This window comes from Sphingomonas sp. Leaf10, assembly GCF_001421245.1.
In the GTDB taxonomy this organism is placed as follows: Bacteria; Pseudomonadota; Alphaproteobacteria; order Sphingomonadales; family Sphingomonadaceae; genus Sphingomonas.
This window is the reverse complement of the sequence record NZ_LMKE01000001.1, coordinates 727,511-749,997: the sequence shown is the minus strand read 5'-3', so window position 1 is coordinate 749,997 and position 22,487 is coordinate 727,511. Positions and strand designations below refer to the sequence as shown.

General features: G+C 65.7%; 18 protein-coding genes. 8 read left to right on the top strand and 10 right to left on the bottom strand.

Annotated features, from left to right (window positions below; genetic code table 11):
• Positions 1-10 precede the first annotated feature (10 nt).
• From ASE59_RS03490 to rhaT, 4 genes are all read left to right on the top strand, one after another.
• Positions 11-865, top strand: a complete 855-nt coding sequence (locus ASE59_RS03490; RefSeq protein WP_056451957.1) for a fumarylacetoacetate hydrolase family protein — start codon at positions 11-13, stop codon at positions 863-865.
• Positions 862-1,605 (top strand): SDR family NAD(P)-dependent oxidoreductase, encoded by a 744-nt coding sequence (locus ASE59_RS03485; protein ID WP_056451955.1) that lies wholly within the window; start codon positions 862-864, stop codon positions 1,603-1,605. Before ASE59_RS03490 ends, ASE59_RS03485 begins: the two co-directional genes overlap by 4 nt.
• A gap of 137 nt (positions 1,606-1,742) precedes the next feature.
• Positions 1,743-2,642 (top strand): amidohydrolase family protein, encoded by a 900-nt coding sequence (locus tag ASE59_RS03480; RefSeq protein ID WP_056451953.1) that lies wholly within the window; start codon positions 1,743-1,745, stop codon positions 2,640-2,642.
• Positions 2,639-3,697 (top strand): L-rhamnose/proton symporter RhaT, encoded by a 1,059-nt coding sequence (gene rhaT / locus ASE59_RS03475; protein ID WP_056451951.1) that lies wholly within the window; start codon positions 2,639-2,641, stop codon positions 3,695-3,697. The genes ASE59_RS03480 and rhaT overlap by 4 nt, the downstream gene beginning before the upstream one ends.
• 132 nt (positions 3,698-3,829) lie before the next feature.
• On the opposite strand, the gene ASE59_RS03470 is transcribed toward rhaT, so the two are convergent.
• The gene (locus ASE59_RS03470; protein ID WP_235515625.1) at positions 3,830-4,786 is read right to left on the bottom strand and encodes a glycoside hydrolase family 43; all 957 of its coding nucleotides are present in this window, start codon (positions 4,784-4,786) and stop codon (positions 3,830-3,832) included.
• A complete protein-coding gene (locus tag ASE59_RS03465) occupies positions 4,783-6,288 on the bottom strand; it encodes an MFS transporter (protein WP_056451949.1) in 1,506 nt (501 codons plus the stop codon). Before ASE59_RS03465 ends, ASE59_RS03470 begins: the two co-directional genes overlap by 4 nt.
• Positions 6,289-6,400: 112 nt before the next feature.
• On the opposite strand from ASE59_RS03465, the gene ASE59_RS03460 reads away from it, so the two are divergent.
• Positions 6,401-7,729, top strand: a complete 1,329-nt coding sequence (locus ASE59_RS03460) for an oligogalacturonate lyase family protein (RefSeq protein WP_056451947.1) — start codon at positions 6,401-6,403, stop codon at positions 7,727-7,729.
• Positions 7,730-7,736: 7 nt separating this feature from the next.
• On the opposite strand, the gene paoC is transcribed toward ASE59_RS03460, so the two are convergent.
• From paoC to ASE59_RS03430, 6 genes are all read right to left on the bottom strand, one after another.
• Positions 7,737-9,953, bottom strand: coding sequence for an aldehyde oxidoreductase molybdenum-binding subunit PaoC (gene paoC / locus ASE59_RS03455; protein ID WP_056451945.1), 2,217 nt, complete (start codon positions 9,951-9,953; stop codon positions 7,737-7,739).
• Positions 9,954-9,956: 3 nt separating this feature from the next.
• On the bottom strand, positions 9,957-10,907 hold the full coding sequence (locus ASE59_RS03450) for an FAD binding domain-containing protein (RefSeq protein ID WP_056451943.1): 951 nt from the start codon (positions 10,905-10,907) through the stop codon (positions 9,957-9,959).
• Positions 10,904-11,542: an aldehyde dehydrogenase iron-sulfur subunit PaoA gene (paoA, locus tag ASE59_RS03445; RefSeq protein ID WP_056452803.1), complete on the bottom strand. Its 639-nt coding sequence runs from the start codon at positions 11,540-11,542 to the stop codon at positions 10,904-10,906. Before paoA ends, ASE59_RS03450 begins: the two co-directional genes overlap by 4 nt.
• 109 nt (positions 11,543-11,651) lie before the next feature.
• The gene (locus tag ASE59_RS03440) at positions 11,652-12,104 is read right to left on the bottom strand and encodes a tRNA (cytidine(34)-2'-O)-methyltransferase (RefSeq protein WP_056451941.1); all 453 of its coding nucleotides are present in this window, start codon (positions 12,102-12,104) and stop codon (positions 11,652-11,654) included.
• Between the two features lie 46 nt (positions 12,105-12,150).
• Positions 12,151-14,235, bottom strand: coding sequence for a putative bifunctional diguanylate cyclase/phosphodiesterase (locus tag ASE59_RS20970; protein WP_156359853.1), 2,085 nt, complete (start codon positions 14,233-14,235; stop codon positions 12,151-12,153).
• Positions 14,236-14,340: 105 nt separating this feature from the next.
• Complete coding sequence (locus ASE59_RS03430; protein WP_056451937.1) at positions 14,341-15,501, bottom strand: glycoside hydrolase 5 family protein; 1,161 nt, start codon at positions 15,499-15,501, stop codon at positions 14,341-14,343.
• A gap of 180 nt (positions 15,502-15,681) precedes the next feature.
• Between ASE59_RS03430 and ASE59_RS03425 the strand changes: the two genes are divergently transcribed.
• Together ASE59_RS03425 and ASE59_RS03420 are read left to right on the top strand one after the other, a co-directional pair.
• Complete coding sequence (locus ASE59_RS03425; protein WP_056451934.1) at positions 15,682-18,516, top strand: TonB-dependent receptor; 2,835 nt, start codon at positions 15,682-15,684, stop codon at positions 18,514-18,516.
• Between the two features lie 158 nt (positions 18,517-18,674).
• Positions 18,675-19,637: a family 43 glycosylhydrolase gene (locus ASE59_RS03420; RefSeq protein ID WP_056451932.1), complete on the top strand. Its 963-nt coding sequence runs from the start codon at positions 18,675-18,677 to the stop codon at positions 19,635-19,637.
• Between the two features lie 299 nt (positions 19,638-19,936).
• On the opposite strand, the gene ASE59_RS03415 is transcribed toward ASE59_RS03420, so the two are convergent.
• Positions 19,937-20,500 carry an FKBP-type peptidyl-prolyl cis-trans isomerase gene (locus ASE59_RS03415; protein WP_056451930.1) on the bottom strand — a complete coding sequence of 188 codons (564 nt, stop codon included), beginning with the start codon at positions 20,498-20,500 and terminating at the stop codon, positions 19,937-19,939.
• A 138-nt stretch (positions 20,501-20,638) separates the two neighbouring features.
• Between ASE59_RS03415 and asd the strand changes: the two genes are divergently transcribed.
• The gene (gene asd / locus ASE59_RS03410) at positions 20,639-21,490 is read left to right on the top strand and encodes an archaetidylserine decarboxylase (protein WP_056451927.1); all 852 of its coding nucleotides are present in this window, start codon (positions 20,639-20,641) and stop codon (positions 21,488-21,490) included.
• Here the strand turns inward: asd and ASE59_RS03405 are convergent.
• Positions 21,458-22,444, bottom strand: coding sequence for a 2-hydroxyacid dehydrogenase (locus ASE59_RS03405; protein ID WP_056451925.1), 987 nt, complete (start codon positions 22,442-22,444; stop codon positions 21,458-21,460). The genes asd and ASE59_RS03405 overlap by 33 nt on opposite strands.
• Positions 22,445-22,487 lie beyond the last annotated feature (43 nt).

The window sequence follows — 22,487 nt, the reverse complement described above, 5'->3', positions numbered from 1 at the left end:
GAACTAGACCATGAAATTCTGCCGCTATGGAAATCAGGGCGATGAGAAGCCCGGCATCGTCGATGCGAACGGACAGATCCGCGATCTATCGGGCGTGATCGACGACATCACCGTCGCCAGCATCGCCGGACTGAATGTCGACGTGGGTAGCCTGCCCATTGTGGAAGGCACGCCGCGCTATGGCGTGCCGGTGGCCGGCATCGGCAAGATCGTTGCGATCGGCCTGAACTATGCCGACCATGCCGCCGAATCGAACCTGCCGGTTCCGCCCGAACCGATGATGTTCATGAAGGCGCTGTCGTCGCTGACCGGCCCGAACGACGAAGTGATGATCCCCAAGGGTTCGACCCATACCGACTGGGAAGTCGAGCTGGCCGTCGTGATCGGCAAGACCGCGCGCTACGTGTCGAAGGAAGATGCGCTCACCCATGTCGCCGGCTTCGCCATCGCCAACGACGTGTCCGAACGCTTCAATCAGAAGCAGCGCGGCAGCCAGTGGTCGAAGGGCAAGGGCCACGACACCTTCTGCCCGCTCGGCCCATGGCTGGTCACCCCGGATGAGGTCGGCGATCACCAGGGTCTCGACATGTTCCTCGACGTGAATGGCGAGCGGATGCAGACCGGCAATACGAAGACGATGATCTTCGACGTCGCCGAACTGATTTCGTACGTCAGCGAATATATCACCCTCTATCCGGGTGACGTGATGATCACCGGTACGCCGCCGGGCGTGGGCGAAGGCAAGAAGCCGAACGCCATCTATCTGAAGGCGGGCGACACGATGAAGCTCGGCATCGCCGGTCTGGGTGAACAGAACCAGCAGGTCGTCGAATGGCGCAACCTTGGCGACGTGGTGCTCGGATGACGACCTATTCGGGGCGGTTCGCCGGGCGGAACGCGATCATCACCGGCGGCGCATCGGGCCTCGGCCTTGCCGTGGCCGAACGCATCGTCGCGGAGGGCGGACAGGTATCGGTGTGGGACATGAACCCCGCGCTGGAGGAGACCTGTGAACGCGCCGGTCTGCACGGCGTCCGCCTCGATGTTTCCGACGCAGCGGCGGTCGCCGCCGCTGCCGAGGAAAGCGTGGGCGCGCTGGCCAAGATCGATATCCTGATCTGTTCGGCCGGCATCACCGGCGCGACGGTGCCGGTGCACGAATTTCCGATCGACAGCTGGTTGCAGGTCGTGAACGTCAACCTGAACGGCCTGTTCTACTGCAACCGCGCGGTCGTGCCGCATCTGCTGGCGAACGGCTATGGCCGGATCGTCAACGTCGCCTCGGTCGCGGGCAAGGAAGGCAACCCCAATGCCAGCGCCTATTCGGCGACCAAGGCGGGGGTGATCGGCTTCACCAAGTCGCTCGGCAAGGAATTGGCGGGCAAGGGCGTCATCGCCAACGCGCTGACCCCGGCCACCTTCGAAAGCCCGATCCTCGCGCAATTGCCGCGGAGCCAAGTCGATTACATGCGCTCGAAAATCCCGATGGGACGGCTGGGTGAGGTCGAGGAAAGCGCGGCCATGGTGTGTTTCATGGCCAGCGAGGAATGTAGCTTCACCACCGGGTCGGTGTTCGACACGTCGGGTGGGCGGACGACGTATTGACCCTCCCCAGGCCAAACCGTTCGTCCTGAGTAGCCATTGAGCTTGTCGAAATGGCGTATCGAAGGACAGGTCGAGGCAGGTACTTCGATACGGGTCTTCGACAAGCTCGGCCCCTACTCAGCACGAACGGTCTGAAAATGACAAAACTCCCCTTCGTCGACGCCCATGTCCACCTCTGGGACCTCGACCACATCCGCTACCCGTGGCTGACCCCACCCTTCGCCGATGACGGTCCCAACGGCTCGGTCGAACCTATCGCCAAGACCTATCTGCTCGACGACTATCGTACCGACGCCGGCGACTGGGACGTGCGCGGTATCGTCCATGTCGATGCCGGTGCTGACCCCGCCGATGCGGCGGAGGAAACCCGCTGGCTACAGGCGATGGCCGATCGCGAGGGTTTGCCCAGCGCAATCATCGCCTTCGCCTACCTGGGCGATCCGGACGTCGACACGCTGCTTGCCGCCCATGCCGCGCATGCCAACGTCCGCGGTATCCGCCACATCGTCAACTGGCATCGCGATCCGCGCCGCACCTATACCCCGCGCGACGTCACGCAGGACGAGGCATGGGGCAGGGGCTATGCCCGCCTCTCTGCCCACGGTCTGAGCTTCGATCTCCAAGCCTATCCCGGTCAGTTCGCCGGTCTCGCCCGGCTGATCGAACGCCATCCCGAAACGCCGGTGATGATCAACCATATGGGCATGTGCGTGCCCGGCGAGGAAGGTGCGTGGCGTCAGGGACTGGCTGCGCTGGCCCGCCTGCCGCACGTCGCCATCAAATTGTCGGGTATCGGCTTCACCCATCGTCCGTGGATTCTCGAGCAGGCTCGTGCGCTGGTGCTGACCGCCATCGACCTGTTCGGCACCGACCGGGCGATGGTCGCCAGCGACTTTCCGACCGACAAGCTGTTCGGCAGCTTTGCCGAGACGCTCGGCGCCTATGCCACCATCACCGCCGACTTCACCGATGCCGAACGCCGCGCACTGTTCGCCGGCAACGCCAACCGCCTCTATCGACTGGGACTGACGCTATGACACCCAATCCGCTGACCGGCGTCCTCTATCACTGGCTCGGCGGCTTCGCCTCGGCCAGCTTCTACGTCCCCTATCGCGGCGTCAAACGCTGGTCGTGGGAGATTTACTGGCTGACCGGCGGCATCTTCTCCTGGGTGCTGGCGCCGTGGTTCTTCGCGAGTATCCAGACCCAAGACCTGCTCGGCGTGCTCGCCGCAACGCCGACGTCCACGCTGCTCTGGCCGATTTTCTTCGGCGTGCTGTGGGGGTTCGGCGGCCTCGGTTATGGGCTGGTGATGCGCTATCTCGGCTTGTCGCTTGGCATGGCGGTGGTGCTGGGTCTCTGCACCGTGTTCGGCACGCTCATCCCCCCGCTGTTCGCCGGGGATTTCGCCGCGAAACTGCTCGACACGGTGTCGGGCAACATCATCCTGCTCGGCCTCGCCCTGACGCTCGCCGGGATCATCGTGGTCGCGATGGCTGGCGCCCGAAAGGATCAGGCGCTGTCCCCCGAACAAAAGGCCGCTGCCGTCGCCGAGTTCGATTTCCGCAAGGGGATCGTCGTCGCGATCTTTGCCGGGATCATGTCGGCCTGTTTCGCCTTCGGCCTCGCCGCGGGCGAACCGATCAAGGGGCTGTCGGCGGCGGCGGGAACCGGGCCGCTCTGGACCGGCCTGCCGGTGCTGTGCCTCGTCATGTTCGGCGGGTTGCTGACGAACGCGGTGTGGTGCACGATCCTGATCGTCCGCAACCGCAGCGGCAGCGAATGGTTCGGCGGCGGTAAGGCGGCCGGCGCGCCGATGGGCCGCAACTTCGTCCTGTGCGCGCTGGCCGGCACCGCCTGGTATTTCCAGTTCTTCTTCTACACCATGGGCGAAAGCCAGATGGGGCAGTTCGGCTTTTCGAGTTGGACGCTGCATATGGCGTCGATCATCATCTTCGGCACGCTGTGGGGCTTCGCGCTGAAGGAGTGGAAGGATGCCGCGCCGCGCACCCGCGCCATGGTATGGGGCGGGGTCGCGCTGCTGATCCTCGCGACCATCGTGATCGGGTACGGGAACATGATCGGGGGGTAAGTCACCGCAGTAAGACAACTCCTCTCCCTGACAAGGGAGGGGCTGGGGGTGGGTTGGCCCGTTGGCGGGCGTGACATTTCCTCGCGGGCCGACCCACCCCCGACCCCTCCCTTGTCAGGGTGGGGAGTAAGGCTATCGCAGCGGCTGCACCACCGCAGCTTCGCGATCGACCGTCAGTACGCCATCTTTCTCGCGCAATTCGGCGATCTGCAACACGGTACGCTGATGCCAGCGCGGATCGCGGGCAGCTTCCGGTTCGCCCGACTGGTGCACGAAATAGATGATCCACGCCCGGTCGCCGACGACGACGATGTCGGGATGCTGGCCCTTCGCCTGGTCGGTCGGCCGCCGTCCGACACCGGCGAGCAGATAGTCCGGTTGCCGCGTCCAGTTCGTCGCATCGTCCGATCGCTGGACCAGCAACCCCTTCCACGCATCGCTGACCAGCCACCAGTGCCCACGCCAGCGGAACGCCTTCGGCCCTTCGCCCGGCGTGTCGGTAGCGGTGCCCTTGACCGTCCAGTGCGTCAGGTCGCCGCTATCCGCAAATTTGATCGATTTGCCGGTGCGTTCGTCGTTGAACCACAGCCGGTAGCGGTTCGGCCCGAGCACCGCGACGCTGGCATCGATCACCCGGTCGGACCCGAGATCAAGCCGCTCGCCACAGTCCCAGCGTTTCAGGTCGGGGCTGGTCAGATGGACGATGAAGCGTGGTCCGCTCCAGTCCTTGAACACCCCCGGCACGACGGAGACCCACATATGCCAGCGTCCGCCGATCCGCTGTACTTCCGGCGCCCATAAGGTCACGCCGGTACAGGCGGTCGGGATCGCCGCCGTCCCGCCATAGCGCCAGCGGACGCCGTCCTTCGACCGGGCGATCCCGATCGCGGTGGCATGCACCCACGACACGTCCTCCTTGTCGGGCAACGACATGTCGGCGCGGCGATTGGTGTAGAACATTACCCATTCGCCGGTCGCGGGATCACGCACCGTCGACGCATCGGCCGCACCGTCATGCACCGGATCGCGCCACAGCGGGACCGGGGCGGTGGCCGGAGCCGCTTGTGCCAGAAGCGCCGCCCAGATCATGCCAGCTTCCGCGCGACGGGATTGTTGCCCCACAGCCGGTCATGCGACCAGCCCGACAGATCCTCGACCACCGCCTTGTGCTGCGGATCGGGGGGCGTGGTATCGCCGGTACGCAGCCGTTCGATCTCCTCCATCAGGATCGCATGCGTTGTCGGATCGAGGCGGAAACGCAGCGACACGAGGATGCCCGCCGTCAGCACGCTGAGCGTCCCGACGCCCAGCAGCAGCGCGATGGTGTTGACCGCTTCCGGGGTCTGCGTCTGCGCGCCCGATACGAAGCCACCCGCCTGGATGATAAGTCCGACGCCCGCCACCGCCGCCGCCTGGGTCGCCTTGCGCACGAAGGTCATGACGCCGGCAAAGCTGCCCTCGCGCCGTTGTCCGGTCACGATCTCGTCGACATCAGCCATGTAGTTGTACGTGGCCCATGGGATATAGTTTAGCGCGCCACGACCGAGCCCGGCAAGACCGATCGCCAGATAGATGAGCGGGCTGGTCGCGGTCGTACCCCCCGCCCACAGCGACAACAACACGATGACGCCGAGGCCGAAAGTGACTGCCGCCAGCCGATAGGCAAAGGCCGGCGAGGCCCGCAGCGCCAGGTTGATCGCGATCACCACCGCCACGAACTGGACGATATACATCGTCCCCAGCAGCCCCGACGCCATCGCGGTCGTGCCCGCCAGCGCAAAGATCACGAAGAAGGTGAAGGCGGCGTTGAAGATGTCCTGACTGATATAGCCGCCCAGATACATGCCGAGATGCAGGCGGAACGCCCGGATGCGCATCGTCGAGAACAGGTTGCGATACAGCGCCTTGAACGCCGAACCGACGCCCGCGCTCTGCCGTCCGGCGGCCTGCGGGGGCAGGGGGCGTTCCCAGCTGAACCGGTACAGGAAGGCGGCGGTCGCCATGAACAGCGCCGCGAAGATCAACCCCATATAGAAGAACGTCTGCGCGCTGTCCCGCCCCAGATAGTTGATGAGCCACAGCGGCAGGAATCCGGCGAGGATCGCGGCGGTCTGACCGAACAGGATGCGGAAGCCGGCAAACTTCGCCTTGGTCTTGTAGTCGGTCGACATTTCTGCAGCCAGCGTCTCGTACGGGATGATGACCATCGCATAGACCAGCTCGAACCCGACATAGCTGACCAGATAATACCAGAAGGTCATGCCCGGCAGCCACATCAGCGCGAAGCTCGGCAGCAACGGGATCGCGGCGAGGATGAAGAAGCGCCGCCGCCCGAACCGCCGCCCGAGCGCCGTCGTGCCGAAATGGTCGGAGAGATAGCCGATCACCGGCGACGCGATCGCATCGAGGATACGGGCCACGGCGAAGATCAGCGCCGCCTGCCCCGCCGTCAGTCCGCAGAACTGGGTGTAGAAGATCAGCACCCAGCCCGAAATGACCGCCATCGAACCCGCGCCCAGCACGTCGTTCGACCCGTAAGCGAGGTAATTAATAAGCCGGACCGGACGCTTGGCTGGTGGGGCGGATATCACGCGCGCTCTCTCCTACGCATGGTCCGGGCTTGCGTCGCCCGGCTCGGCATGCTCAATATGTGAATTGCTATCATACTATGTGGAACATTCACAAGTGCGTTTGGAGAGTGCAATGCGGACCCCGATGATCCTTGGCCTCGCGGCGATGCTGATGACCGCCGCCCCGGCACCCGCCAGGCCGGCGGCCGAATGGGTCGATCGGCTGACCGGCCACCGCATCGTCCGCATCAGCCGCGTGCCGGACAGCACCAGCCTGTATTTCCATCAGAACAGCTATACGCCGCAGGGCGACCGGATGGTCGTCAGCGTCCCCGGCGGCATCGCCACCGTCGACCTTAAGACATGGGAACTGAAGCCGCTGGTCCGTGAGAAGGGCGTGACGCTGCTGTTCACCGGTCGGCGCACACGCAGCGCATATTACGCGCGGCAGCTTCGCAACGATGCCAGCGGACCGTCGTCGATCTATGCCGTCGATATCGACAGTGGCCGGAGCCGGAAGGTCGCCGACGTCCCCGGCGGATCGATCGGTTCGATCAATGCCGACGAAACGCTGCTGCTGGGACAGGTTGCGCTGGGCGAAGGCACGCTCCGCCCCGACGGTACGCGACAGGACGATCGCCATGCCCCCGGCCGCGTCGTCGGGCCGGGCGAGGCCGACTATCGCGCCACCCGCGCCGACGGCACGCCCTACAGCTTCGCCGACGCCAAGGAACGCCGCCTGAACGAACGGCTGGAGGCAGGCATCCCGATGGAGATCTTCACCATCGACCTGCGCACCGGCCAGCGCCGCGTCGTCACCGCCTCGACCGACTGGCTGAACCATATCCAGTTCTCGCCGACCGATCCGCAGCAGATCATGTATTGCCACGAAGGGCCATGGCACAAGGTCGACCGCATCTGGACGATCCGCGCCGACGGCACCGGCAAGACGCTGGTCCACAAGCGCGCGATGAACATGGAGATTGCCGGCCACGAGTTCTTCTCGGTCGACGGCAAGACGATCTGGTACGATCTGCAGACCCCGCGCGGGGAGGTGTTCTGGATCGCCGGCTATGACCTGACGACGGCCAAGCGCCACTGGTACAAGGTCGACCGCAACCAATGGTCGGTCCATTACAACCAGATGCCCGGCGGACAGCGTTTCTCAGGGGACGGCGGTGACAGCGAGATGGTCGCCCATGCACCCGACGGCAAATATCTCTACTTGTTCACGCCCAAGGCGATCCCCGACGTCGCCGATATCCACGCCGCCAATGCCGACACGCTGATCGTGCCCGGCACGCTGGAGGTCGAGAAGCTGGTCGATATGCGCCAGCACGACTACCGGCTGGAACCGAACATGACCTTCACCCCCGACGCGAAATGGGTGGTGTTCCGCGGCAATTTCGAAGGTGCCACGCATATCTATGCGGTGGAGGTGGCGAAGGCTGCCACCCCCTGAAGCGCCGTCAGACGACCGGCGGCAACCGCTCTAGATGCTTTTCAAGCGTCAGCGGATAGTCGCGGACCCGCACGCCGGTCGCGTTATAGACCGCATTCGCCACCGCGCCCGCGACCCCGCACATGCCCAGTTCGCCGACGCCCTTCGCCTTCATCGGGTTGGCCTTGTCATCTGCTTCGTCTAGGAACACGACCTCCTGATGCGGAATGTCGGCATGGACCGGCACTTCGTAGCTGGCGAGGTCGTGGTTGACGAACATGCCGAAGCGCTTGTCGACCGCCAGTTCCTCCATCAGCGCCGATCCGGCGCCCATCGTCATCGCGCCGATCACCTGGCTGCGCGCCGATTTGGGGTTGATGATCCGCCCGGCGGCACACACCGCCAGCATCCGGCGGATGCGGGTGATGCCGGTATAGGCGTCCACCCCGACCTCGACGAAATGCGCGCCGAACGTCGCGAACTGATAGGTCTTGTCGAGCTTGTCGAACTCGATCTTGTCCTCGCCGACCAGCTCCGCGCCCGCCGCCGCCGCGCGCAGGTCACCGCTCTTCCCGCCGCCGCTGACCCGACCATCGGCAAAATCCGCGCTCGCGGGATCGATCCCCATCCGCTGCGCCACCTGTTCACGCAACTTGACGCATGCGGCATAGACCCCGGCCGTGGCATTGGCCGCGCCCCATTGCCCGCCCGACCCGGCGGACACCGGAAAGGCCGAGCTGCCGAGCTTCACCACCACCGCCTCGGCCGGTACGCCCAGCATCTCGCCGGCGGTCTGCGCAATGATCGTATAGCTGCCGGTGCCGATATCGGTCATGTCGGTCTCGACCATCACCACCCCGTCGCGTCCCAGCCGGACCCGCGCCCCCGATGTGCGGTTGACGTGGTTGCGGAAGGCGGCGGCGACGCCCATGCCGACCAGCCATTTGCCGTCGCGCACCTGTCTCGGCGTCGCATTGCGGCGCGACCAGCCGAAGCGTTGCGCACCCTCGGTCAGGCACCGGACCAGTTGCCGCTGCGAAAAGCGGCGCTCGGGCTTTTCTGGATCGACCTGCGTATCGTTCCTGATCCGCAGCGCGACCGGGTCCATCCTGAGCTTTTCGGCCAGTTCGTCCATCGCGATTTCGAGCGCCATCATGCCCGGTGCTTCGCCCGGCGCGCGCATCGCATTGCCCTCGGGCAGGTTCAGCACCGCGAGCCGCATCGACGTCAGACGGTTCGCCCCGGCATAGAGCAGCTTGGTCTGGTTGACCGCTGCCTCCGGGCCGCCATTCGGTTGATCGCCCGATCCGCTCTCATGCGCGATCGCCGTGATCGTTCCGTCCGCCTGTGCGCCCAGCCGAATGCGCTGCCGGGTCGCCGGGCGGTGAGTGGCATTGTTGACCATCATCGGCCGCTGCATCGCCAGCTTCACCGGCCGCTTCGCCGCCTTCGCCCCCAACGCCGCCAGTACCGCGTCGGCACGCAGGAACAGCTTGCCGCCGAAGCCGCCACCGACATAGGGCGACATCAGCGTGATCTTGTCCTTCGGAATGCCGAGCGTCCTGGCAAGGTCGCCGCGCCCCCAGTCGATCATCTGGTTCGACGTCCACAGCGTCAGTTCGTCGCCCTTCCACGACGCGATCGACGCGAACGGCTCCATCATCGCATGGCTGTGATCGGGCGTCGTATATTCGGCATCGATCTTGACCGGCGCGGCGGCGAAGGCGTCCTCGAACTTGCCGGTCCGGTCGACCGGCGGCGCACCGCTACCCTCGCCGCTATCACCGCCGGTCAGCGGCGCGGCCTTGAGCGCTTCGGCAAGGTCATAGCTGCCCGGCGACCGCGCATAATCGATGCGGATCAGCCCGGCGGCGGCCCGCGCCTGTTCGAACGTCTCGGCAACGACCAGCGCCACCGCCTGATGATAATGGTCGACCTGCGGCCCGGCGAGCAGCTTGACAGTGTTCATCTGCCCCTTGCCAAGCTTGCCGGCATTCTGCGCAGTGACGATCGTCAGCACGCCCGTTGCCGCGCGGGCCTCGTCGAGGTTGATCGACCGGATCGTGCCCTTCGCGACCGCCGACCCGACGATATAGCCATAGGCCGCATTGGCGATCTCCTTATGCTCATAGGCATAGGGCGCGAAGCCGGTCGTCTTGAGCGGCCCGTCGATGCGGTCGTGCGGACGACCGACCACCTTCATCCGGTCGATGGGATTGGTCGTCGCGGGGGTGTCGAACTGCATGGATTACGCCTTGGCTTGCGCGATGACCGATGCCAGCGCGCGGGTGGCGAGCGGCAGCTTGAACGCATTGTCCTTCGTCGGGGTAGCGCCCTGAAACGCGCGGGCCGTGACCGCGGCGGCACCCTGCGGCAGCAGCGCGTCCGCCGCCTCGACCCGCCAGGGCCGGGGTGCCACGCCGCCGAACGCGACGCGTCCCGTGCCGTCGCGCTGGATCACCGCCGCGACCGATACCAGTGCATAGGCATAGGATGCGCGGTCGCGGACCTTTTCATAGAAGTGCCTGCCGCCGATCGGGCGGGGCAGGGTGACGGCGGTTATCAGCTCGCCGGGCTTGAGCACCGTGTCGACCTCGGGCCGGTCGCCCCATAGCCGGTGGAACTCGGCGATCGGGATGGTACGCCGCTGCCCGCCGCCGTCGACCGTCTCGATCGAGGCATCCAGCACGCGCATCGCCACCGCCATGTCGCCGGGAAAGGTCGCGATGCAGGCGTTGCTGACGCCGATGACGCCCAATTGCCGCGAATAGCCGCCGATCGCCGCGCATCCCGAACCCGGCTTGCGCTTGTTGCAGGCCATGTTGGTGTCGTAGAAATAGGGGCAGCGCGTCCGTTGCAGCAGATTGCCGGCGGTCGACGCCTTGTTGCGCAACTGGCCCGACGCACCGGCGACGATCGCCCGCGTCAGCACGCCATAATCGCGCCGCACTCGTTCGTCGGCGGCCAGATCGGTATTGGTAACCAGCGCTCCGATGCGCAGGCCCCCGTCGCGCGTCTTCTCGATCTTGTCGAAGCCCAGGTCCTGCACGTCGACCAGATGCGTCGGCGTCTCGATCTCCAGCTTCATCAGGTCGAGCAGGTTGGTGCCGCCGGCGATGAACTTGGCATCGGGACGACCGGCGACGATCCGAGCGGCTTCGACCGCGTCCCTGGCGCGTTCATAGGTGAAGGCTCTCATGCCTTGGCTCCCGCGACTTCCGCCATCGCCTCGGCGATGTTCGAATAGGCACCGCAGCGACAGATATTGCCGCTCATCCGTTCACGCATTTCCATGCCGGTTGCGGCTGGACGCTTGGTTAGGTCGGACTGGACATGGCTCGGCACCCCGCGCCGTATCTCGTCGAGCACCGCCACCGCCGAACAAATCTGGCCTGGCGTGCAATAGCCGCACTGATATCCGTCATGCTTGACGAACGCCGCCTGCATCGGATGCAGCTTGTCGGGCGTGCCCAGCCCCTCGATCGTCACGATGTCGTCGCCCTCGTGCATCACCGCCAGCGTCAGGCACGAATTGATCCGCTTGCCGCCGACCAGCACGGTGCAGGCGCCGCATTGCCCGTGATCGCACCCCTTCTTGGTACCGGTCAGGCGCAGATGTTCGCGCAACGCGTCGAGCAGCGTGGTCCGCGTATCCAGCGTCATCTGCTGGGGCTTGCCGTTCACCTTGAACCGGACCGGCATGGTCGGCGGCGCCTGTGGTGCCGAGGTTCCTTGCGCCACCGCCGCGCCGGGTGCCACCGCGATCGCGGCACCCATCGCGCCGCTTGCCAACACGCCACGGCGCGAGATTTCCAGTTCGGGCCTATCCGCCATTCGATCGATCATCCTTGTCGGGGAACATCCCGGAAACCGGGACAACGCACGAATGCGCCGATCGCCCCGTGCGATCAACGACGGTACGCAATCGCGCGAAGCGGGGGGTTCAGCCCGGCAGTCCGCTGGTCTGGCGCAGCGCCTCGCCCAGCGCGAGCGCGGCGGCGGTGGCGAGGTTCATCGATCGCACCTCCGCCCGGATCGGCAGGCGCAGCCGCTCGTCGCAGGCATCGGATATCGCGGCGGGAACGCCGGCGCTCTCCTTCCCGAACAGCAGCACGTCGTCCGGCCGGAACGCGAAATCATAGGCCGACCGGTCGCTCTTTGTAGTGAACAGCACGAGGCGCGGCGGCGCCACCACCGACCGGAATGCATCGAAGCCCGTATGGCGGGTGACCGCGACATGATCGATATAGTCCATCGCCGTCCGCCGCACCCTGCGGTCGTCCCATGCGAACCCGAGCGGTTCGATCAGGTCGACCGCGACGCCGAGACAGGCGCCCAGCCGCAGCACGGCCCCGACATTGCCGGCGATTTCGGGTTCATACAGGGCGATCCGCATCGCCGCTGCTTGGCGACTGAACGGCCGGGGCGCAAGGTCGCTTCGGTCAGATCGCCATTTCGGGCGGTGCCAGCAGGTGATCGACGACGCGCATCGGTCGCCCGATATGATATCCCTGCAACTGGTCGCAGCCCCATTCGCGCAATTGGGTCAGCTGCTCGGCGGTCTCGACCCCCTCGGCGACGATCGACATGCCGAGGCTTTTGCCGAGGCCGATCGTCGCCTTGACGATGACGGCGGAGGCGGCGTCCGACAACATCGTCGCGACGAAGCTGCGATCGATCTTCAGCTTGTCGAAGGTGAATTCCTTCAGGTTGCTGAGCGACGAATGGCCGGTGCCGAAATCGTCCATCGCGATGATCGCACCCGCTGCCTGCAACCGGCGCAGCGTCGTCTGGACGGCATGGCGATGCTGGTCGAGCAGCGTCGCGCTCTCGGTGACTTCCAGTTCGAGCCGGCGGCTGGCGATGCCATGTTTCGCGGCGAGGTCGAGCAGGCCGCCGGCCAGTTCGGCATCGCGGAACTGGAGCGGCGACAGGTTCAGCGCCAGCCGCATCGCCTCGGGCCACCGCGCGGCGGCGGCCATCGCCGTATCGGCGACCCAATGGCCGATGCGCCCGATCTGCCCGGTCGCTTCGGCAATGGGGATGAAGATGTCGGGGGGGATGTCGCCCAGATCGATATGGGTCCAGCGGAGCAGAGCCTCGAACCCGGTAATGCGGCCATCGGGGGTCGCGATCGGCTGGTAGGCGATGTGCAGCTGGTTCGCGTCGATCGCACGTTCCAGGTCGCGGCCCAGCCGGCTGCGCAGGCTGACTTCTTCCAGCAGCCCGGTATCGAAGAAGCGCGCGGTGTTCCGCCCATCCGACTTCGCCCGATACAGCGCCATATCGGCCAGGTTGTGCAGGTCGTCGCCACCCTGATCGGGCGTGGCGATGGCGACGCCGATGCTCATTTGGATCGGCACGTCGGCGGTCATCGTCGCCTCGCTCGCGCGGGCGATGCGGCGCAGCAATGCCTCGGCGGCGGCGGGCTGGGACTGTGCGACCTGGATGATCGCGAATTCGTCGCCGCCGATCCGCGCGACGAGGTCGCTGGCACGCACGCACCCCGACAACAGCTTGGCCGCGCGCCGCAACGCATCGTCGCCGCCGGCATGGCCGCAGCGATCGTTGATACTCTTGAATTCGTCGAGGTCGATCGCGAACAGCGTCACCTTCTCGCCGGTTCGCCGTGCACGGATCAGTTCGTGGGTCAGGCGGTTTTCGAACAGCAACCGGTTCGGCAGGCCGGTCAGCGCGTCGTGGTGCGCCAGGAAATCGACACGTCGCTGGGCGCAGCGCTGCGCTTCCATCGCCTTGTGATATTCGGACACGCCGCGCGCCAGGTCACCGACCTCGTCATGGCGGTCGAGGCACGGCACGCTCTGCCCGACCGGCCGATCGGCGCGGAACGCGCGCAGGATGCCGGCGATCGCGGTGATCGGTTCGATGACGCGCAGGTGCAGCCACAGCGCCATGACCAGCAGCGTCAGGATCACCGCCCCGGCACTCAGCAGCGCGCGAAAGGTGCCGCGATGATTGAGCGCGATGGCGTCGTCGGCGGCATCGCCGATCGCGCGGCCCAGCACGTCGCGCGTCCGGGTCCGCTCGTTCTCGAGCCGTTTGAGCGCGTCGAGGAAATGCGGCATTGCCGGCTTGATGCCGTCGGGATCGCGGCGGGCGGTGTCGATCAGTTCCTGTCCGATCGGCACGAACGCCAGCGTCGCGGCGCGGGTCTGTGCCACCGCGACGCGCAGCTCGCCCGGCAGCGCCTGGTCCGGATCGGTCGCGGGGACGTCGGACAGCGCGCGGAACGCCAGCAATTCGGCGGACAGCGCGCGCCACTGCGCCTCCGGCACGGTGCCGTGCCGCTCGGCCTGGCGGGTCGCATCGCCGATCGACAGCCGCAGCGCCCGCTGGGCCGCATCCTGCCGCTCCTGTCCGCGCAGCAATTCGGTCAGGTGGCCGATATGCCCCGCCGCCGATCCGACCTCCGCGCCGATGTGCAGCCAGCTCGCCAACAGCAACAGCGCCGGCAGCAACACGGCTGCGCACGCGACAGTTACCTTGGTCGAAATCGAGAGATGCACCGGCGACTCCCCGTGGAACGTCGGAAAGTAGCGTAAAGAAATTACCAAGAAGTTAGAAAACGACCCGCCCGCTACCGTCCGCGACGGCAGCGGGCAGGGCGGTGGTCAGCGGCGGCGTTGCGGCATCGGCGACACGGACCCGACCGCCGGCACCACCCCCTTTGGCGCCGCCGCCAGCCGCCGGATCAGGTCGGTCTCGGCGGTGCGATAGGGGGTGCCGTCGGCGCGGAACACCTCGTGGAACCAGATGGTCGGCTCGCTCAGCACATAGGGCTTCTGCCAGCTGTCCCATGGCAACCGCGTCTGCGTCTTTCCATCGACGAAGCCCCAGTTCATCATGCCGACATTGTACCGCTTGGCGATCGGCAGCGACCCGTCGAAGGTCGATCCGTTGCCGCGCGCCATATATTCGGTGCAGATGATCGGGCGATTATACGGCAGCAATTGCCGGATGCGCCCCTCGAACGTCTCCGGCCAGCTATAGTCGTGGAAGGTAATGACGTCCGACTGACCAAGCTGCAGCTTCTCCATCGCCGAACCCTTGCCGCCCGGCGTCCAGTCCTGACCGATCCATACGCCCGAGGTGATGGGCTGCATCGGATCGGCATCGCGCGCCCAGTCGAACACCTGTGCCAGCAGCGCCCGGACCAGCGGCTCCTTTCCCTCCTGCCCCTTATACTGGTCGGCGCCGTTGTCCGGTTCGTTCCACACGTCCCAGCCGAGCACGCGCTCGTCGCGCCCGAACGCCGCGATCACCCCCTGCACATAGGCCTTGTACGCCGGATAGCGGCTCTTGTCGCGCAGGCCCGCCATGCCCGGCCCCTGTACCCAGCCCGAATTATGGACGCCGGGAATCGGCGGATGCTGCGGCCCCAGCTTCGGGTTCGGATCCCAGCAGCTGTCGAACAGCACGAACAGCGGCTTGATCTTGTGACGTGCCGCGATCTGGAGAAACTCGTCGATCCGCCGCTTGAAGCCCTCGGGATCCTGCGTCCACAGCTGGTCATGCAGGAACACGCGCATGGTGTTCATGCCGATGCCCTGCGCAAGATTGAGTTCGTAATCGATCCGCTTCGGATCCCAGGTTTCGGCCTGCCACATTTCGAACTGGTTGATGGCGCTTGCGGGCGTGAAGTTCGCACCCACCAGCCATGGCTGCTTCGCATACCACGCATTCGCCTGTGCCTCGGTCCAGCGATCGCGCGCCTCGGCCGGGGCCATGGTCAGCATGGTCGCGCCCAGCAGCGCGACGGCAAATCCCTTCATCCATTCTCTCCCTTATCCGTTTCCTCCATCCGACCGCTCGGTGCGACCCGACAGCGAAAACGCTTCGTTCGTAACCGTTTTCAATTATCACATATATCTGTATTGTGAACGCCTTCCCGCGCTGTTAGGTCGGACAAATCGGCGGCAACAGACCGCAACGATTTGAACTGGGGAGGAAATATGCACCGCAACCATCTATGGCGCGCATCGGCGTCGTTGCTGGCCGCCACCGCCGGCACGCTGCCGCTGACCGCGCTCGCACAGACCGGCGCGCAGGAAACGCCCAAGCCGACAACCCCGTCCGACCAGTCGGTCAGCCCGACCGTACCCGCGCCCTATGAACAGGCCGGCACCACCGAAGACGGCGACATCGTCGTCACCGGCCTGCGCCGCAGCCTGCAATCGGCGCAGCAATTGAAGCAGAATTCGGACGGCATCGTCGATGCGATCATCGCCGAGGATATCGGCAAGCTCCCCGACACCTTCGCCTCCGCCGCCCTTGCGCGCGTGACCGGCGTACAGGTGACGCGCGGCGCGGGCGAGGCGGCGGGCGTCCAGATCCGCGGCCTGCCGGATATCAGCACCACCTATAATGGCCGCGAGATCTTCACCGCCGAAGGGCGCTTCGTCGCGATCCAGGATTTCCCGGCCGGCACCGTCGCCGCCCTCGAAGTCTATAAATCGAGCACCGCGAACCTGATCGAGGGCGGCATCGGTGGGCAGGTCAACGTTCGCGGCCGTCGGCCGTTCGACTTCAAGGGCCTCGAAATCTCCGGCTCGCTGAACGGCGTCAACTGGGAGCAATCGGGCGGGCTGACGTGGAACGGCAACCTCCTGGTCAGCGGACGGTGGAACACCGGCATCGGCGAGATGGGGCTGCTCGTCAACGCCTCCTATGTCGGGCTGAATTATCTCGACGCGACGCGCGAACAGTCGCTGGTGATCGGCACGACCAGCGTCGCCAACGCCGGCGCCGACGGCGTCCGCTATCCCGATGCGCAGGGCCGCTTCACCAGCAACGGCAAGCGCTTCCGCCCCTCCGCCAACGCCGCGTTCCAGTGGCGGCCGAGCAGCGAACTCGAAATCTATGTCGACGGTCTCTATCAGGGCTATCGCGGCCATGATTCCAACCAGTGGATGTTCGTGCCGATCTTCGGCGGCGATGCGTTCCGGCTGAACAACCTGACCACCCGCGACGGCAATCCGACCATCGCCCAAGGCGCAACCGTGGTCGGTGCCAACACGCCCGATGGCTATTTCACCTCGGCCAACGGCCGCACCGATACCTATCAGGTCGGCGGCGGCGCCACCTGGAGCCGCGACCGGCTGCGCCTGTCGGCGGACGTCGCCTATACCGACAGCGCCTATACCTTCGCCCTCAACAATATCGACTATCTGTTCGCCAGTTCGCCGACCCGCAACGTCGTGTTCGAAACGCCCAGCGCCAATTATGGCGGGCCGAGCTTCAACTTCGTCGATTTCGACGTGACCGATCCCGCCAATTTCCTGACGCGCGGTTTCTTCCAGGAATTTCTGAAGGTCGGCGGCAAGGACATTCAGACTCGCTTCGACGCGCAATATGATCTCGGCGACGGCTTCCTGAAGGAATTCAAGGTCGGCTTCCGCTACAACGACCGCGACGCCAACCGCGATCGCGGCGCGCCCTATATCAGCACACTGAACGGCAGTGCGCTGACCGATCAGCGTATTCCGATTTCGGCGCTGCCGATCGAAATCGGATCGACGCGGCCCGCGTTCAAATTCGACAATGCTTTTCCGGTCAAAACCTTTGCGTCGATCACCGAACCCAGCATCCGCGCGAACATCGCCGAACTGCGCTCGTTCTTCGGCGCGCCGGCCGGCAACCCGGCCTACAACCCGACCGAAAACTTCCGCGCAAATGAAAAGGCGTTCGCGACCTATGCACAGGTCAAATACGGCTTCGACCTCGGCGCGACGATGAGCGTCGACGGTCTGGTTGGCGTGCGCGCGGTCAAGACAAAGACGCGTATTGGCGGCTTCGCGCGTGACGAAACCGATCCCGCCAATCCGACCTTCAGCCCGGTTACGGCCGAAAACGAATACACTGATTACCTGCCCAACGTCAGCGCGCGGGTCCGCTTCACAGAAGAATTGCAGATGCGCCTCGCCTATACCCAGACGCGGACGCGGCCGAACTTCTTTGACCTGAACCCGACGCTGACCGTCGGGCCGCCGCCGGTGATCGATCCGAACAATCCGCCCAACCCGAACGATCCGAACAGCAATCTGCGCAACATCTCGGGCGGAAACCCCGAACTGAACCCGCTGACGTCGGATAACTACGACGTCAGCCTCGAATGGTATTTCTCGCGCACCGGATCGCTGACCGGCGCGCTGTTCCGCCGCGATGCGCAGGGGTTCATCTCGCGCGTCGCCATCGCCCCGGTCGATTTGGGCTATGGCCCGTCGCGCTTCGACCGGCCGGAAAATACTGGCAAGACCCGGTTCAACGGGGCGGAGGTCGCCTTCACCAGCTTTCTCGACTTCGATAGCCTGCCCGAATGGATGCGCGGCTTCGGCGTACAGGCCAACGCGACCTATATCGACGCGCGCGGCGACCTCGCCACCGGCCTCAGCGCCTCGCCCAATGTTGCGGGAACGCGGGTGCCGTTCACCGGCGTGTCGGAATGGTCGGGCAACCTTGTCGGCCTCTACGAACGCTCGTTCTTCTCGGCGCGGCTGGCGTACAATTACCGGTCGGACTTCGTCAGCTATTACAGCGTCGAACCGCTCGACGTCGGCACGGACGGGTCGCCGCGCACCCGCGCCGTGATCGAAAAGGGGCGGGGGCAGCTTGACTTCTCGACGACATTGACGCCGGTGCCGAACGTCACGCTGGCCTTCGATATCGTCAACCTGCTCGGCAACCCGATCAAGCGGACCCGCCAGTTCAACGATGCTGGGGACGTTTACACCCGGCAGATTCAGTATCTCGAACGCGTCTATTCGCTCGGCGTCCGCTTCCGCTTCTGACGGTTCTCCCCTCCCTGGAAGGGAGGGGCCGGGGGTGGGTAGGTTCGTGGCGCGCGCAACGCTCCTTCGCGGGCCAACCCACCTCCGACCCCTCCCTTGTCAGGGAGGGGAGAAGGCCCGATCACCGACTGCCTCCTCCGACCTCACGGGAACCCCATATGCGCAAACACCTGTTCCTGCCGCTGATCCTCCTCACCAGCGTCGCCGCCGCCCCGGCCGGCAACCCGCAGTTCGAGGGCGCCGATCCGCACGCCATGTTCATCGGCAACGAACTGTGGGTCTTTCCGACCGGCGGCCCCGGCGGCAGTTGGGCCGCCGACCGGTTCGGCGCCTTTTCGACCCGCGACCTGAAAAGCTGGCAACCGCGCGGTGAACTGATCCGTCGCGATCAGATCGGCTGGATCAAGGATGACGGCGCGCCCGAACATTTCCTGTGGGCGCCGGGCGTCGCGACGCGAAACGGCAAATATTATCTCTATTTCTCGGTCGGGCCGCAAAACCCCACGCCCAGCCGGATCGGCGTCGCCGTCGCCGATCGGCCGGAGGGACCGTACACCGACAGCGGCCGCCCGCTGGTGACCGGGGGGCAGGGGTTCGAGGCGATCGACCCCATGGTTTTCAACGACGCGCGTTCGGGCAAAAGCTATCTCTACGCGGGCGGTAGCGCCGGTTCGAAACTGCGCGTCTGGGAACTGAAACCCGACATGGTGACGATCGCCCGCGAGGTACCGGTCGCCAACCCGCCGCAATTTACCGAAGGCGCGTTCCTGCATGAACGCGGCGGCACCTATTACCTGTCGTACAGCCATGGCCGCTTCAACGGACCCAGCTATTCGGTCCATTATGCCACCGCGCCATCGCCGGTCGGCCCATGGAAATATCGCGGTGCGATCCTGACCAGCGATGCAACGCACAAGGGGCCGGGGCATCACAGCTTCGTGAAGGCGCCGAACGGTGAGTGGCTGATTGTCTATCACCGCTGGGAAAATCCGAAAGGGACCGAACCCTATCGCGGCGAACGGCAGGTGGCGGTCGACCGGGTCCGCTATGCCCGCGATGGCCGCATCCTACCGATCCGGATGACCGACGGGGCCGCCGCACCGACGCTGGCGGCCCGTTAAGGTGTGATCCATCTGCCCGGAATCGTCGCTCCAGCGAAGGCTGGGGCCTCTGGCGGCTCCTGCTCCACGCTACCACCGGGATATCCCAGCGTTCGCTGGTATGACGGAACTCATCAGCGTTACTGAATCAGAATCTGGGGTGTGATGACAGGAGCCTGCCTCGTTCGTGCTGAGTAGGGACTGAGCCTGACGAAGACCCGTATCGAAGCACCCGCCACCAGCGGTCCTTCGATACGCCATTTCGACAAGCTCAACGGCTACTCAGCACGAACGGTTCAGGCTCATCAAACTCTCGGGCCTTACGGCTTGGTCGGTGTGGCCGGCTGCGGCTCGGCGGGGGGCGGGGCAGCGGGATTGTTCATCGCCTGCACTTCGGCGGCGGTCTTGAAATCGAGCAATTCGACCTGGAACACCAGATCGGAATTGGCCGGGATCGATCCGGCCTCCCGCGCGCCATAGCCCAGCGTCGCGGGAATGCAGAACCGCACCACCGCCGTCCGGTTCATCGTCTGCAACGCTTCCGAAAAGCCGGGGATGACCTGATCGATCGGCAGCGGCGACTGCATGTTCTGGTCGAACACCGCACCGGTCGCCGCTAGATAGCCGAGATAGTTGACCAGCGCGATATCGTTCGCGGTGGGCTTCGTGCCCGTGCCGGGACGCAGCACGGTATAGCCCAGCCCCGACGCGGTCTTCGCCGTACACAGCCGCTGGGCGGCCGGCACGATCGGGTTGAGCGGCAGGGGGATGATGGCGTTGTTGGGCTTCACCGCTGCCGCTGGCGGGGTCTGGGCATGGGCGATGGGCGATACCGCCAGCAGCGGGAGGGCGACGATGCGCGCGACGCGGGACAGGATGGTCATGGGCGGCGGCTATAGGGCGGACCGGTCGGTGACGCCACGCGTTTCCGCTGGACATCTGTCGCCGCCTGCCTAGCGTCTGGCGACCTGTCCAGCCGGTCGCGACGTCATCGCTATCCGCGCGTCCCATGCCGAGGCTTAATGTCCGACCGTCTGAAGATCCTGTTCCAGCACCTCCTGCCCAAACGCCATCTGACCGGCTTTGCGGGCCGGGTGGCGCGTTCGGAATCGGCGCTGGTCGCGCCGCGCCTCATCCGCTGGTTCGCTAGGCACTATGGTGTCGACATGACCGAAGCGGCGAATCCGGACCTCAATAGCTACAAATCGTTCAACGATTTCTTCACCCGCCCGCTTCGCGACGGCGTCCGCCCGCTCGCCGGTGTCAACTTCGTGTGTCCGGTGGACGGCGCGATCAGCCAGTTCGGCCCGATCGACGATGGCCGCATCGTCCAGGCCAAAGGTCACTGGTTCAATACAGTCGAATTGATTGGAGGCGATGCGACCCTCGCGCAATCATTCCAACGTGGCAACTTCGCCAACTTGTATCTCTCGCCCCGCGACTATCACCGCCTGCACATGCCCTGCGACGGTACGCTCTCGCGGATGATCTACGTCCCCGGCTCGCTCTACTCGGTAAACCCGGTCACCGCCCGCGGCGTGCCGAACCTGTTCGCCCGCAACGAACGCGTCGTCTGCGTCTTCGACTCGGCGGAACATGGCCGCTTCATCATGGTCCTGGTCGGTGCGACGATCGTCGGCAGCATGGCGACCGTCTGGCACGGCGTCGTCAACCCGAAACGGACCGGCCGCATCGCCGAATGGAGCTACGCGCCCGGCGAAGTCGCACTGACACAGGGCGATGAAATGGGCCGTTTCCTGCTCGGATCGACCATCGTCATGCTGTTCGAACCCGGCCAGATCGCCTTCAACCCCGATTGGGCCCCCGAACGCCCGGTCCGGCTAGGCGAGGCGATGGGCACCCGCCCGGTTTAGCTGACCGGTCTCCGGTACCGGCGTCAACGCCGGTTCCCCATCGAACCACGCCACCAGATTGTCGACCACCAGCCGCCCCATTGCCGCCCGCGTCGCCACCGACGCCGATCCGATATGCGGCAGCAGCACGACATTCGGCATCGTCAGCAGCGCGTCGGGCACATGCGGCTCGTCCTCGAACACGTCCAGCCCCGCACCGCCGATCGTGCCCGCCTGCAATGCCGCCACCAGCGCCGCCTCGTCGACGACACTCCCCCGCGCCACGTTGATCAGCACGCCGTCCGGCCCCAGCGCCTCCAATACCGCCGCGTCGATCAGGTGCCGGGTACCGCTATTGCCCGGCACGATCGCGATGACGACGTCCGACGCCGCCGCCAGCGCGACCGGCGTGTCGTAATATCGATAGGCGACCCCATCCTGCCGCGAGCGTCCGTGATAGGTGATGGCCACCCCGAACGCCTCCAGCCGCCGCGCAATCGCCTTCCCGATCGCCCCCAGCCCGACGATGCCGACCCGCCGCCCACGCAGCGTCGGCGACAGTGGAAATGCGCCCGACGGCCATTCCCCCGCCCGTACGAAGGCGTCAGCCTGCGGGATGCAGCGCAGCGTCGCCAGCAGCAGCCCGACGGTCAGGTCGGCAACCTCGTCGTCGAGGACGCCGGGTGTGTTGGTAACTACCACGCCCCGCGCCGCAGCGGCCTTGGCATCGACATTGTCGTACCCGACCCCGAAGCTGGCAATGATCTCCAGCGCAGGCAGCCGGTCGAGCCACGCCGCATCGATCGTTCCCGCCAGCGTCGTCGCGGCGAGGCCGACGATATCCGGACCGACCCTCGCCAGAAACGCATCGCGGTCGTCCTGCTCCCACAAACGGTGCAGCGTGAACCGTTCGTCGAGTGCGGCGACGACGTCGGGTGCCAGCGGGGCGGGCATCAGGATCTGGGGTGTGGCCATCGGGCGCTGATAGCATGGCAAACGTCGCTGCCGATGCGAAAAC